Annotated in this window: 13 protein-coding genes and 2 pseudogenes; 13 read left to right on the plus strand and 2 right to left on the minus strand. The window is 40.3% G+C overall.

Annotation, left to right across the window (positions count from 1 at the left end):
- The 7 genes and pseudogenes from KZ793_RS20370 to KZ793_RS20395 form a co-directional block, all read left to right on the plus strand.
- Nucleotides 1-1,477: pseudogene (locus tag KZ793_RS20370) on the plus strand (hemagglutinin repeat-containing protein); the annotation flags it as partial.
- A 102-nt stretch (nt 1,478-1,579) separates the two neighbouring features.
- Nucleotides 1,580-2,023, plus strand: a pseudogene (locus KZ793_RS23090) (polymorphic toxin type 25 domain-containing protein); the annotation flags it as partial.
- Entirely contained in the window at nt 2,024-2,467 is a 444-nt protein-coding gene (locus KZ793_RS20375; protein ID WP_225816993.1) for a hypothetical protein, read from the plus strand. It abuts the pseudogene before it with no gap.
- Complete coding sequence (locus tag KZ793_RS20380; RefSeq protein ID WP_225816994.1) at nt 2,451-3,104, plus strand: hypothetical protein; 654 nt, start codon at nt 2,451-2,453, stop codon at nt 3,102-3,104. Before KZ793_RS20375 ends, KZ793_RS20380 begins: the two co-directional genes overlap by 17 nt.
- Complete coding sequence (locus tag KZ793_RS20385) at nt 3,101-3,364, plus strand: hypothetical protein (RefSeq protein WP_015835436.1); 264 nt, start codon at nt 3,101-3,103, stop codon at nt 3,362-3,364. Before KZ793_RS20380 ends, KZ793_RS20385 begins: the two co-directional genes overlap by 4 nt.
- Before the next feature lie 173 nt (nt 3,365-3,537).
- Nucleotides 3,538-3,687, plus strand: coding sequence for a hypothetical protein (locus tag KZ793_RS20390; RefSeq protein ID WP_225816995.1), 150 nt, complete (start codon nt 3,538-3,540; stop codon nt 3,685-3,687).
- Nucleotides 3,688-4,053: 366 nt separating this feature from the next.
- Nucleotides 4,054-4,545: a DUF2569 domain-containing protein gene (locus KZ793_RS20395; protein ID WP_225816996.1), complete on the plus strand. Its 492-nt coding sequence runs from the start codon at nt 4,054-4,056 to the stop codon at nt 4,543-4,545.
- A 233-nt stretch (nt 4,546-4,778) separates the two neighbouring features.
- On the opposite strand, the gene ilvC is transcribed toward KZ793_RS20395, so the two are convergent.
- The gene (gene ilvC, locus KZ793_RS20400) at nt 4,779-6,257 is read right to left on the minus strand and encodes a ketol-acid reductoisomerase (RefSeq protein WP_225816997.1); all 1,479 of its coding nucleotides are present in this window, start codon (nt 6,255-6,257) and stop codon (nt 4,779-4,781) included.
- A 190-nt stretch (nt 6,258-6,447) separates the two neighbouring features.
- Between ilvC and ilvY the strand changes: the two genes are divergently transcribed.
- On the plus strand, nt 6,448-7,329 hold the full coding sequence (gene ilvY, locus KZ793_RS20405; protein ID WP_225816998.1) for an HTH-type transcriptional activator IlvY: 882 nt from the start codon (nt 6,448-6,450) through the stop codon (nt 7,327-7,329).
- Nucleotides 7,330-7,905: 576 nt separating this feature from the next.
- A complete protein-coding gene (locus KZ793_RS20410) occupies nt 7,906-8,760 on the plus strand; it encodes an AraC family transcriptional regulator (RefSeq protein WP_225816999.1) in 855 nt (284 codons plus the stop codon).
- Between the two features lie 233 nt (nt 8,761-8,993).
- On the opposite strand, the gene KZ793_RS20415 is transcribed toward KZ793_RS20410, so the two are convergent.
- On the minus strand, nt 8,994-10,079 hold the full coding sequence (locus KZ793_RS20415) for a flavin-containing monooxygenase (RefSeq protein ID WP_225817000.1): 1,086 nt from the start codon (nt 10,077-10,079) through the stop codon (nt 8,994-8,996).
- A gap of 391 nt (nt 10,080-10,470) precedes the next feature.
- Here KZ793_RS20415 and KZ793_RS20420 point away from each other — a divergent pair, with 391 nt between their 5' ends.
- From KZ793_RS20420 to KZ793_RS20435, 4 genes are all read left to right on the plus strand, one after another.
- On the plus strand, nt 10,471-11,649 hold the full coding sequence (locus tag KZ793_RS20420; RefSeq protein WP_225817001.1) for a LuxE/PaaK family acyltransferase: 1,179 nt from the start codon (nt 10,471-10,473) through the stop codon (nt 11,647-11,649).
- Nucleotides 11,650-11,665: 16 nt separating this feature from the next.
- A complete protein-coding gene (locus KZ793_RS20425) occupies nt 11,666-12,022 on the plus strand; it encodes an iron-sulfur cluster assembly scaffold protein (RefSeq protein ID WP_225817002.1) in 357 nt (118 codons plus the stop codon).
- Nucleotides 12,019-13,209: a cysteine desulfurase family protein gene (locus tag KZ793_RS20430; RefSeq protein ID WP_225817003.1), complete on the plus strand. Its 1,191-nt coding sequence runs from the start codon at nt 12,019-12,021 to the stop codon at nt 13,207-13,209. The genes KZ793_RS20425 and KZ793_RS20430 overlap by 4 nt, the downstream gene beginning before the upstream one ends.
- A 115-nt stretch (nt 13,210-13,324) precedes the next feature.
- Nucleotides 13,325-13,561 (plus strand): acyl carrier protein, encoded by a 237-nt coding sequence (locus tag KZ793_RS20435; protein ID WP_118987491.1) that lies wholly within the window; start codon nt 13,325-13,327, stop codon nt 13,559-13,561.
- The last annotated feature ends 47 nt before the right edge of the window (nt 13,562-13,608 follow it).

Below are 13,608 nucleotides of genomic sequence, written 5' to 3' on the forward strand. Positions count from 1 at the left end.
CACCGGCCTGAGTGTTTCGGCTAATGTCAGTCGGGGCAACGGCCATGAAAACGGCAACGGTGTCAGCCACAATAACACCACGTTACAGGCGGGACAGACCGTTGAGCTAAACAGTGGCCGGGATACGACGCTGAAAGGGGCACAAGTCAGCGGCGAACAGATTACTGCCGACGTGAAACGTCATCTGTCATTGAGCAGTGAACAAGACAGCCAGCGCTATGACAGCCGACAACAGAATGCCAGCGCGGGTGTTAGTACCACCGTGGGTCCCTTCACCAACGGTACAGCAAGCCTCAATGCCAGCCGCAATAAACTGCACAGCAATTACGATTCGGTGCAGGAACAGACCGGGCTGTTTGCTGGTAAAGGCGGTTATCAGGTTAACGTCGGCGACCACACCCAATTAGACGGTGCGGTGATAGCGAGTCAAGCTGACAAAGCCAAAAACACCCTCAACACCGGCACGTTGGGCTTCAAGGATATTCAAAATAAAGCGGATTTTACTGTCGAACAGCAAAGTGCAGGCGTCAGCCTCGGCCAACCAACCGCCGGGCAGGTGCTGAATAATCTGGCGGTCAATGCGCTGACAGGCTCAAATAATCAGGGCCATGACAGCAGTACCACACACGCCGCCGTCAGTGACGGCAACCTGATTATCCGGGATAAGGACCACCAGACGCAGGATATCGCCAACTTAAGTCGCGATACCGATAATGCGGCCAATGTCCTCAGTCCGATATTTGACAAGGAAAAAGAACAACAGCGGCTGAAACAGGCGCAACTGATTGGCGAACTCAGCGCCCAGATGACCGAGATAGCCGGAACGGAAGGGAAAATTATCGCCACCAAAGCGGCGAAAGCGAAACTCAATCATATCAGTGAACAGGATAAAGCCGATGCCAAAGAAAAATTGATCAACGCAGGCAATAAACATCCAACGCCTTCGGATATCAACCAACAAATTTATGACACCGCTTACACGCAGGCACTGAATGACTCCGGCCTGGGNNGCCTGGGAACCGGCGGCAAATACCAGAAAGCGTTACAGGCGGCCACGGCAGCGATTCAGGGACTGGCGGGGAACAATCTCGGTCAGGCGCTGGCGGGCGGCGCTTCGCCATATCTGGCCGGGGTGATTAAAGATCTAACAACTGACCCACAAACCCATCAGGTGGATATCGCCACCAACACGCTGGCCCATGCGATTTTAGGTGCCGTGGCGGCGGAAGTCAGTGGCAACAATGCCTTGTCGGGAGCAGCCGGGGCCGCTTCGGGTGAACTGGCGGCACAGGTACTGATTAAGCAGCTTTACGGCGACGGGGCCAAAGTCAGTGAGTTAACCGAGGAGCAGAAACAAACTATCAGCACCCTTTCTACCCTGGCGGCCGGGCTGGCAGGTGGCATTGCCGGTGATTCCAGCGCCAGCGCCCTCACTGGTGCTCAGGCCGGGAAGAATGCGGTGGACAATAATGCTCTTGGTTATGGTCCCGGAACTTTTTGGGGACAGATAGTCAACTCAGTTAGTTCAGATGCTTCATTATCTTTTGATCTACAGAGGAAGGGTAAAAGTTCAGATGAAATTAGTAAGGCGATAAAACAATCTCACAAGGGACCATCTTGGGGAGTAACTTATAAAGTTAAGCCTTATGCGAAGGGCGAAGCTGCATTTGGTTTTGGAGCTGGATATTTTTATGATGCAAATGTTGATAATTCTCAATTTTCAATAAATGAAGGGGAAACTCTTGCTGTTGGCGGTCGTTTATCTGGACAGATAGGTATTCAGTTTGGTCCATATTTGCCAGGGATGATTGATACGGAAAGAAATAATTCATTAGGTTTTGGTCTTGGATTGGGGAATGTAGGTATTTCCTATGGAAAGGATGGTCTTGGTTTAAACTTAGGTGTTGGTCCTGCATGGGGATGGAGTGGAATTTCTAAAAAAACAGAGATAGAAAACATTGATATAAATGGCTCATCTGCAACAGAATTATATAATTATAAATTTAATAAAGGTGGCGATTAAATGAATATAGATATAATTATAAGTTTAATATGTTTATTAGTTTTCTTTTTATCCTTCCTTGTTTTTTGTCGTAGGAATAAATTGAGTCTAACTTCTTCTATATCCATGAATGATTTTTTTAGTGGCATTTTTTTTCTTAGAGATGAAAATGTTTCCCTATGGGGAGGAAGGATATCTTTATTTATTGGAGTTCCCATGATTTATTTTTTCAAATATTTTAATAATAAATCAGGAAGTGAATTTTTCCCTCTTATTATATGTACATGGGGAGTAGCTGTTTATTTCAGATTTTCTTACAATCACTCTCAGTACAATAAAAACCGTATAAATACTAGCTTATTTTATGAGTTTTTTATTACTCAGAAAAAGGGATCTCAAGGATTGTTATTATGGATAATAAGAAGCTCATTTGTTGCTTCAATGTTATATGCTTTATTGGCTTAGCACGGACAATAATGCACTGAGCTTGCCAAAAGGGATGGCGGATTATGGTCGGTCAGCATCAAATCTGGCTACCGCGATGTTAAATGAAGGTCAATCCTCTCAAGAGATTTCAGCGGCATTGTCAAAACATGCTAAAGGGGATCACCCAGAAGGACAAGATCCGGTAAGAGGATTGTTGGTCGCTTGGGGTGCAGGAATGTCCACGGTAGCGGCACCGCTATTGCTGCCATCAGGGGCAACAGTGGGGAGTATTCTTGCTGGAGGTGTAATTAGTGGAACGGCTAACATTAGTAATCAGCTTACAAATGGTCCAGTGAACATTACTGATGCACTGATAGCCACGGGAACGGGGGCGGTAACGCAGGGCAAAGGGTTTTGGTTTACAGAAGTGGCTAGTATTACTGGTGCGTATGCAGGTGCTAAATTGCAAGGGAAAGATCCTTTTTCCCCTGCAATTGGGGCAGGTATTGGTAACGTAATAGGTGCAAAGACCAGTAAAGTAGTTACTGATAAATTTAAACCTGTAGTATCAGGAACTGTTGCTGAAGTCATTGGTGCGGGTTCTGGTGCAATAAGCTCTGAAGTTGCGGGCAGTACAATAGAAGATAAGTTAAATAAAAACTGGAGTAAGAAATGAAATCTACAATTGTTTTTCCATATTTATTATTTTTCCTGACTCTATCCACTATTGCATCGTTATTTATTACAACCTTACTTATAAGATTTGTCGTCGGCGTGATTGCGTATTATCAATTTGGCGAAATAGACTTTAGTCTTAATGATGTTATATACGCTGTTAAAGTGGGGATTTCAGGAGGGATACCTTTAGGTATTGGAGCTTGGATTTTAGCTAACCTAAAAGAAAGCAAAGAGAAATTTCCCCCTTCTGGTCCTTAGCAAGTAAGAATTCTGGCCTTCTGACCAAGATTTTTGTGGATAATAATGCGTTAGCGAATGTACTGGCAGCAGCAGAGGCGAATAAAAAAGGCACGGTTGAGAAATGGTAACAGGGCAAGCAAACCGAAATCGAGAAAGTCTGTAGTAGTAATACACTACTCTCTTGCCAGATAATGGTTGCTGTGGAAGGGAGTGCGCTGGCATTACCGTTGTTACCACAAGCTGTGGTAACAACCGGTTTAATTAGTGAGGGAGCCAACACCGGTATTCAATATATTGCTAATAGCAGTGTTGATCTCAATGATATCGTTTTTGTGCACTGAACTGGCGCATTAACGGTCAATTCCAGACTGTGGGCACAATACTCTGGAATACAGCCATTGGCACTGACTCAAGCTCTGTAAAATATGAGGATCAAAGAATGATCGAGTGAAGTTTTTCTTTATTAAAAACATCATATGGATATTGGTTATATTTTTATGAATCTAACTATTTCTTTATTATCAGATAGGTGCCTTAATTTTTTATAGATGGAATATTTATTTTTTCACTTGAAAATATAAATAGCTCTATTAAAAATAGGCGTGTTTATTGGGCTAATAAGTTATTGGTTTATATACTATCACCTGTATGATTTACGTAAATTAATAATCAATCTTTTGATTGAAATTATTATTTGGAGAAGTTTTATGAAGTGTATTAAATGTGAAAACCCAGCATTACATGAGTCAGACTTTTGTGCAACATGCGAAGAGAAAGAACTGAATAGAATTGGTGGGTTTCTCTATTTTCCGGCAATAAATATTATCTTTGCGATATTCAGTTCTTTATTTAGTTCATATAAAACAATGACAATCTTGATCTCTGGTTATAATTTTCTAGGTGAATTACGTATCCTTATAGGATTTGAGTTTATTTGCTTTACAGTTATTTTTGGAGTTGCACTTTATACATCTATTCTTTTCTTTAGAAAAAAGAAAAAGACACCTTTATTTTACATTATCCTTTTAGTTTTTACTTCATTATTTGTAATCACTGATTTAGCATTGGCTCATTATGTATATGAAATAAAAATGGATTATAATTACCTCTTCTTGCTTTTTAGGGCTGTGTTTTATACATGTATATGGGTACCTTACTTTATTATATCTATTCGAGTTAAAAGAACATTTATAAAGTAATGATTAAAGTTAAATTATTTTGCAAACAATATTCAATAAGAGTAGGTTAATTTTTTGTAATTAATATTTATTCAAAGAATATGAAGTCAAAATTATCCCGGTCTTGTGAATTGCCCCTAAAAATTAGACAATTTAAATCACGCGTTCATCAAGGTCTTAGCCCTGTATTTTGAACGAAATTTATCTATGTCTGAGAGGGAGAATTCCTCCCTCTTTACTCAATTCAACTTTAATCAACCACCAACAGAAATACGTTTCATATCTGTCATATAGCCACGTAACACACGGCCAACGACTTCAATTGGGTGGTTACGAATAGCTTCGTTAACATCACGTAATTGGGCGTTATAAATACCACTATCGGCAACAGACTTACCTAAATCACCAGCCTGTAGTACATCCATAAACTTCTCTTTCAGCAGTGGAACCGCAGCATGAGAGAACAGATAGTTACCATATTCAGCGGTATCAGAAATAACTACGTTCATTTCATACAGGCGCTTACGAGAGATAGTATTCGCAATCAGCGGTAATTCATGCAGCGATTCATAATAGGCAGACTCAGCAATAATACCGGTATCAACCATAATTTCGAATGCCAGTTCAACCCCTGCTTTCACCATAGCAACCATTAAAGCGCCGTGATCAAAGTATTCCTGTTCACTGATTTTTCCATCATATTCAGGTGAATTCTCAAACGGAGTGTTACCCGTTTCCTCACGCCAACCTAACAAGTTCTTATCATCATTGGCCCAGTCAGCCATCATACCGGAAGAAAATTCACCCGAAATGATATCATCCATATGTTTCTGGAACAGCGGCGTCATCATTTCTTTCAACTGCTCAGACAGCGCATACGCTCGCAGTTTTGCCGGGTTAGACAGACGGTCCATCATCAGGGTGATACCACCTTGTTTCAGTGCTTCTGTGATAGTCTCCCAACCAAACTGGATCAGCTTTCCTGCATAACCCGGTTCAACGCCATCTGCCACCAGCTTGTCATAACACAGCAGTGAACCCGCCTGTAACATACCGCACAGAATAGTTTGCTCACCCATCAGGTCAGATTTCACTTCAGCCACGAAAGAAGATTCCAGAACACCGGCACGATGCGCTCCCGTTGCCGCTGCCCACGCCTTAGCGATTGCCATACCTTCACCTTTCGGATCATTTTCTGGGTGAACTGCGATCAAAGTAGGCACACCAAAACCCCGTTTGTATTCTTCACGCACTTCCGTACCAGGACACTTAGGCGCTACCATCACCACAGTGATGTCTTTACGGATTTGTTCACCTACTTCAACAATATTTAAGCCGTGAGAATAACCCAATGCAGCGCCTTCTTTCATCAACGGTTGAACTGCGCGAACAACAGAAGAGTGTTGTTTATCTGGCGTCAGGTTAATCACCAAATCAGCCTGCGGTATTAACTCTTCATATGTACCAACTTGAAAACCATTTTCCGTTGCTTTACGCCATGAAGCGCGTTTTTCTTCAATAGCCTCTTTACGCAGGGCATAAGCGATATCCAGACCGGAGTCACGCATATTCAGGCCCTGATTCAGCCCCTGCGCTCCGCAACCGACGATAACCACTTTTTTACCTTTTAAATATCCTGTCTCATCAACAAACTCTTCCCGCGCCATAAAACGACATTTACCTAATTGCGCCAACTGCTGACGCAAATTCAGCGTATTAAAATAATTAGCCATTAGTGACTCCGTTATCATGTTGGGCCCAGCAATGAAGTGCTGCGACTATTTTTTAGATTTCCCCACCCTGTGAGGCGTTTATATATTTTCAATATATGATATGCAAGCCATTGCTTAAATTGATATATTAACAATACTACATTGCATTTTATGCAATACAGATTCTCGGGCAAAAAAAGGAGAATGGGCTATGGATATACGTGATCTCAAACTGTTTCTACATCTGGCTGAAAGTTGTCATTTTGGCCGCACAGCAAAAGCAATGCATGTCAGTCCATCCACATTATCCCGCCAAATTCAACGTATTGAAGATATTTTGGGGCATCCATTATTTTTACGAGATAATCGCACCGTAAAACTGACCTTTGCCGGAGAGCAATTTAAACAATTCGCTCAACAGACACTGTTACAATATCAGCAACTAAAACACTCATTAAACCAGCAAAGCCCATCGTTAAGTGGAGAATTACGCCTGTTTTGTTCAGTCACCGCGGCCTACAGTCACTTACCACAGATCCTAGACCGTTTTCGTGCAGAACATCCTATGGTTGAAATCAAACTCACCACGGGTGATGCCGCAGATGCTGTCAATAAGGTACAGTCTAATGATGCCGATTTAGGCATCGCCGGTAAGCCGGAAAAACTACCAGATAATGTCAGCTTCACCAAAATCGGTGAAGTCCCACTGGTACTGATCGCGCCTTCCCTTCCCTGTACTGTACGTACGCTTGTAATACAAGAGTACCCTGACTGGAATAGCATTCCCTTTATTTTGCCGGAACATGGACCTTCACGTAAGCGCATTGAGTTCTGGTTCCGCCACCATAAAATTACTAACCCATCGATTTACGCTACCGTGTCCGGTCATGAAGCCATTGTTTCTATGGTTGCATTGGGTTGTGGAGTGGCATTAATTCCCAATGTTGTTGTAGAAAATAGTCCTGAACCGGTACGCAGTCGCATATCTTTATTGGACAATATTTCTCTAGTAGAGCCGTTTGAGTTGGGTATGTGCGTACAGAGAAAACGGCTTAATGAACCCTTAATTAACGCATTTTGGGGATTGTTATAACAAACTTCGTTAACAAGTCTTTTTATTCATTACAAGCCTGATGCAACCTATTTTCGGTATTATGCCAGCATACTTATAATTTATGTGGCCTAATTCACAAAGAGCATAAAAATATAACCATATTGTTCTCATGATAATATGTTTAATATAAGTTATAACCAATCAAAATAATTATATGAAAATATTGGCTCCTCATTAAACTTTTGGTCATTAATTATGTCACTAAAGAAAATACTTTTAATTATATCAAGTAGATAATAGCCATTTAACGTTGAACAATTTAGATATTGTTAAGATTGGCTAAAACTGAATATTCCACCAGCGACAGACAGAGTGGAAAATAATTTTCTATGCCATGTCATAACGATATTTCCCAATAGTGAAATTATTTTTCCCTAGATACCATAGGAGGTAACCTAACAATAATTATTTAATAATATTGCGATGATATAGTAACTAATAATAATCATTTAACCAGTTAATATAATTTAATTAAAAAATAACACCAAGGATTTATAATAATTATATAAAACAATTAGTTCAAATACACACAACAATTTAATAAAGGACACCATCATGTTACACAAAATAGACAAATCACCGTATTTTATTAAATTCTACAAATTCCATCTACAAGATCTCGTTTTCTCTTATAATATGCAAACAGAATGGCATCATCATCCTTGTATCCAATTAAGTGTATCACCACATAATTCACTTATGAGGATTGATACCGAAAATGAATCAAGACAAGCACACGGATTCATTATTTCTTCTAATGTTAAACATAAATTACACTCGGAAGGGCAACTCTGTTTTAATTTACTGATAGACCTAGCCAACCCGCTATGTCATTTATTACTACATCAGATGAGAGGCTCAGATATAATATATTTAAATCAAGAACCATCTAGTTTGATAGCAAATTACTTTATTAATTGTTTACAGTCAGAAACCTCTCCAGATATTTTCATCTTAAATAACCTTTTAGGTAAAATAGAAGATTGCCATTGTTATCAGGATAAACGAATCATGAAAGCAGCCTCTCTTATTACTGAATTACCGGTTAAATGTATCTCTTCTCGTGAAATATCAAATCAACTCTATTTATCCGAAAGTCGATTCTTGCATCTCTTTAGAGAAAAAATGGGAACTAATTTCCGCAGCTATCTATTATGGAAACGTCTGCATCATGCTATTGATGAGATACATTCATCAGATTCACTGACTTTATTAGCTTGTAATAGCGGATTTTCCGATGGTGCACACTTCAGTCGTACCTGTATGACGCTATATGGATTAAGGCCCTCTGAATTAAAACATGCCAGTAAGAACAGAATTCAACAAGCACAACAAAAATATTTCAATTTATCATCAACATTAACAGGTCTAAATTTCACAAAGCAAAATATCTATGTTATGAATAAATAGTATTTTTGATAAATTACCTAAAATAAATAATTTCTATTTATAACCGTTATTATCAAAGCCAGTATGTTAGAGATTCTGTATCATTTTATTCCTAATAGCACATTTACTATATTATGCACTCTTAGTAATGATACAGAATTCAGAATAACACCATAACAATACTACCTAATAAACCATCAATCCACGACAGATAAAACATACAGAGTAAAATATCACTATCCTGTATTAATCATTCATTTTAATGATATATGCTCTTTCAGGTAATTTTCTACCCATTTAGCGACGCGACAAGTGTCTTTATAAGCCCCTAACATCAGTTCTGAACCACGGCTACTCAACCATTTCCGCCCAACGATAAATAACCCAGGATAAGGGGTTTTCCCACCTTCTCCATGGCCATTTTTACAAACGAATCCATTAGCATCCGCAGCGCCAGGAAGCACTAACCATGCCGTATCATCTTTATACCCCAAACACCAGATAACCGTATCTACCTCATATTGATTGCCAGACAAATCACATAATTTATTATCTTTTATATCAACTAGCCTATTCGCTATTTTTATACCCCAAGCGGCTAACCGATGGTTTTTCAGATCACCACAAGGGATGGGGTTACGCCGCCGCATGATTTTCCCTACCAGACTGTAATAATTGGCAAATAACAGACCACTTTTGCTTAACCACCAAAAGATATCTTTGCCCAGTATTCTATTAGGTAAGAGAGGACGGGAAGAACCGCAAAATAACGTCACCTTCGTCGTTGCTGCCAAATCTTTAGCAATCTGGCGGCCACTCGCACCATCACCAACGACAGCAACTCGGCTGCCCGCTTTAATTTGCTTAGGTTCCCGATATTGATCTGCTGCAACTTGTTGTATATCGGTAGAAAGCTGTTTAGCAAGCATCGGAATATCAACTAATTGATTAGCCCCTGTTGCATTAACCAAACAAGGCGCATGAAATACTTTTCCATCTTTTGTTTTAACGCGATAGCCATCTGTATCATGCTTCACCTCAACCACTTCGGTTTGAGTATGTATCGCAAGGTTATGATGTAAAGCATAGCTCTCAAGGTAATCAGCAACCTCATTTTTATCTGGATAGCCTTCTTTAATTCCAGGAAACGGCAAGCCATGAAGTTGAGTCATACCACGTGAAGTGAATAATAGCATATTATCTGGTCGCCTGCGCCACACATCACCAATACGCGCCTCCCGCTCTAATATACAGACATTAATATTCTTAGCCACTAGCATAGCGGCTAAACTTAATCCAGCTTGACCAGCACCTACAATTAAGCAATCCATCTTCATCATGCGTACTCATTTTTTAATTTGGTATTTATCTATATTTTTTTATCATTATCGAAATCTTAGGACAATGAAAAAATTCACAAAAGAACATTCAATAGATCAAAAAACAACTAACTTCACAAAAATATAAAAGACAATTAAGAAATTTACTTGAATTAACTGGTCATATTATCACTAAAGTGAATATTTTGAATAAATCAGCTATCTTTAGCATAATTTTAACAATATTAACAAATCCATATGATGATCAAAGCAATAATATAGCCAATTTATTCAATAAAAATAAATTATTAATGACTATCCTTTTTGCCTACGTAACTTATGCTTTATTGCTATAACTTATAATAAGCAAAGATTAATTTATCTACTTTTTACCCTACCGGAGATGAAAAAAATGGAAAATATCAAAAATATATATGACGGTATAAAATCTCGTGGCGGTAATCCGCTGAAGTGGTTAATAGCCGATGTCGACCTGCTCTATAAGCTGTCTAAAGAAGAGCAACAAGAGCTAAAAACCTGTTTGCTTAAGGACGCTTTTAATTTCCATTATCATAATAACCCTTACTATAAAGATATTTGTGAAAAACAAGGCATTAAGCCAGAAGATATCCAGAATTATAATGAGTTAGTTCGCATCCCACTGATCCCCGTTGCAACTTATAAATCAGCCGAAAGTCACCGTTTATTAAGCAAGCCATTATCTGAAATCGAACATGAAATGCGCTCAACGGGTACCAGTGGAATTCCTAGCGTTTATCGTCGTTGCCACGATACGATGGATCATACAGTATTGGCTGTCTATTCTAATTATCGCAGTATGTTCAAAGTATCTGGCGGTGCCGGCCTATGTTTATGCCCATCAACAGAAGATATTCCAGAAATGGCGCTGGTTAAAATCTTTAATTTCCTGACAGGTCTGTTAGATACTCGACGCTATATGATTAATCAGGACCATTTTTCTCCAGAAGATGCACTGAATCAATTAATCCAGTGGAAAGGTAAGTTCACTCGTCATTTAATTGGTCCTCCATTCATGATCCATCGTTTTATCACGTTCCTAAAAGAGAATAATACCAAGCTCACTTTAGATCGCGACAGCATGGTAATTACTATGGGCGGTTGGAAACGTTTTACCGGGGATATGATCTCCCGCAGCGAATTGAATGCAGATATCGAAGAATGGATGGGCATTCCAGCTTCCCGGACACGTGATATGTATGGTCTGGTTGAAGCAAACCTTCTTGCCATCGAAGATGAATACAACCATAAGCATGTTCCTCCTTATATTCATTTCTCCGTCCGTGATCCTAATGATTTAACACGTGAGCTACCTGATGGTGAAACCGGACAATTAGTGATCCTGGATCCACTCTCTGTTTCCACTCCCGGCATGTTACTGACAGAAGATTTGGTCTACTTGCGCACCGATCCTAATAAATCCTGGCGTAATTCTCAGCGAGTTCAGTTTGTTATGCGTACCGCTGCTGCTAAAGAGTTTGGTTGCTGTGCAGTCAACCTTGAGAGAAAAATGTCAGACGATGAAGATACTTCAGCTACACCCGCTGTATAAATAGCAAGGTGGAATTATGTTTAATAACATCATTATTGACAACTTTTGCAATCCTGACTGCCAGGGGACGTTATCCGCCCCCACCATTAAACTGGTATTAGGTAACCCTGTATGCGGTGACAAGGTTGATATCGACCTGACACTGGATAACCAAGGGCGGGTAAATAATGCCTGTTTTCGTGCATGGGGATGTACCGCCTCCCTGGCAATGTCTAACCAATTTTGTCGCCATGCTAAAGGTAAGACTCTCGAAGAATTGAACGCATTATCGCCTGAGGGCATAGATGCATTATTAGGCGAGTTAGAACCCGCACAGCAACACTGCCTTGATATGCTGCATAAGCTGTTTGAGCAGCTAAAGGGAAAAATATGACAAGCCTATACTTCGACTACAACGCCACAACACCGCTAAGTGTTAAAGCGCAGTTGGCGATTAAAGACGCAATGTCTATTTTTGCTAATCCGTCCAGCCACTACAGCTTAAGCGGCATGGCTAAAAAGTTGCTCACTGACGCCAGAAGATCGATGGCTGCATTGATGGGCGCAGCCCCTGAGCAAATCCTGTTTACATCAGGGGGAACCGAAAGTAATAACCAAGCATTATCCAGCTTGTTAGCAACACTTTCCGGTTCGGATCTGTCTGCCCATCATGTTATTAGCTCTTCCATTGAGCATCCGTCTGTTCTGGCACCGCTACTCTGGTATCAGCAACGAGGACTTCAGCTAACGCTGATCAATCCCGATAATCAAGGACGGATCAGTGTACAAAGCATCCAGGAAAACCTACGGCCACAAACACGTCTGATCACATTGATGGCGATTAACAACGAAACCGGCGTGATCCAGCCCTATGAAGCGGTCGCTTCTTTAGCAAAAGAGGCCGGTGTTTATCTGCATATTGATGCAGTACAGGCTATTGGTAAGCTTCCTTTTAGCTGTGACACACTTTCTGGCGTAACGACCGTATCTTTCTCCGGCCATAAGTTTAACGGCCCGAAAGGTATTGGCGGGCTCTACCATGCACCAGATATTCAATTAAATCCCTTGCTACATGGCGGAGGACAAGAACAAGGAGTACGCAGCGGCACTGAGAACACCTTAGGCATTGCAGGATTGGCGGCGGCAGCTCAAGAATCACTGAATGGATTGCAAGAACGCTTCAATACTTACAAAACGCTCAGAGAAACCTTACTATTCCAGCTAGAGCAACATCATGTTAACTACCTGATTAATGGTAATACCAATCCAGCGTTTCAGGCACCTTGGACACTCAATTTAAGTTTCCCGGGTATTCGTGCTGAATCATTAGCTAGCAGGTTAGATTTACGTCACGGCATCTCTTTATCTTTAGGATCAGCCTGTAGCAATAACAAATCAACACAACGTTCTCACGTTCTAGCTGCTATGGGGTTACCCGATGATCGTATTGATAGTGCGATACGCATCAGTTTCGGATATACCACAAGCCAAGATGATATTGAGATGCTGGCTAGCGCCATCAAACGAGAAACGTATGACTTACTTAAAATTTCAGGGAAATCTTTAATCACCCAGGAATAATAGCAAAACGACATTTAAAAGACGGTGTGACAGGAATAACACATTTATTAATTGATACCTATATTCCTGCACCTAAGTTCCGCCAATATTATTTAAACTTTTAGGGGATATTGATATGAAACTGTTTGAATTACTTCAATCTCAAATTACTGAATTAACTGATATCGAACCAGAAGATATTACTCTTGACACCCTGCTTGATGATATTCATCTGGTGAGTCTAGATTTTGTTTCTATTCAGGTTGCTTTAAAAAGAGAAATGGGAATTCAACTAAATTTCGATAAGTTCCAGCGAGATAACACGACGACAATCGGTGATTTCGTCAATTACCTCAGTGAATTAACAAAATAATCATTACCAATACACCTGGGTGTTAGCTGTCTATGACAATATCACAA

This window comes from Photorhabdus antumapuensis, assembly GCF_020387775.1.
In the GTDB taxonomy this organism is placed as follows: Bacteria; Pseudomonadota; Gammaproteobacteria; order Enterobacterales; family Enterobacteriaceae; genus Photorhabdus; species Photorhabdus antumapuensis.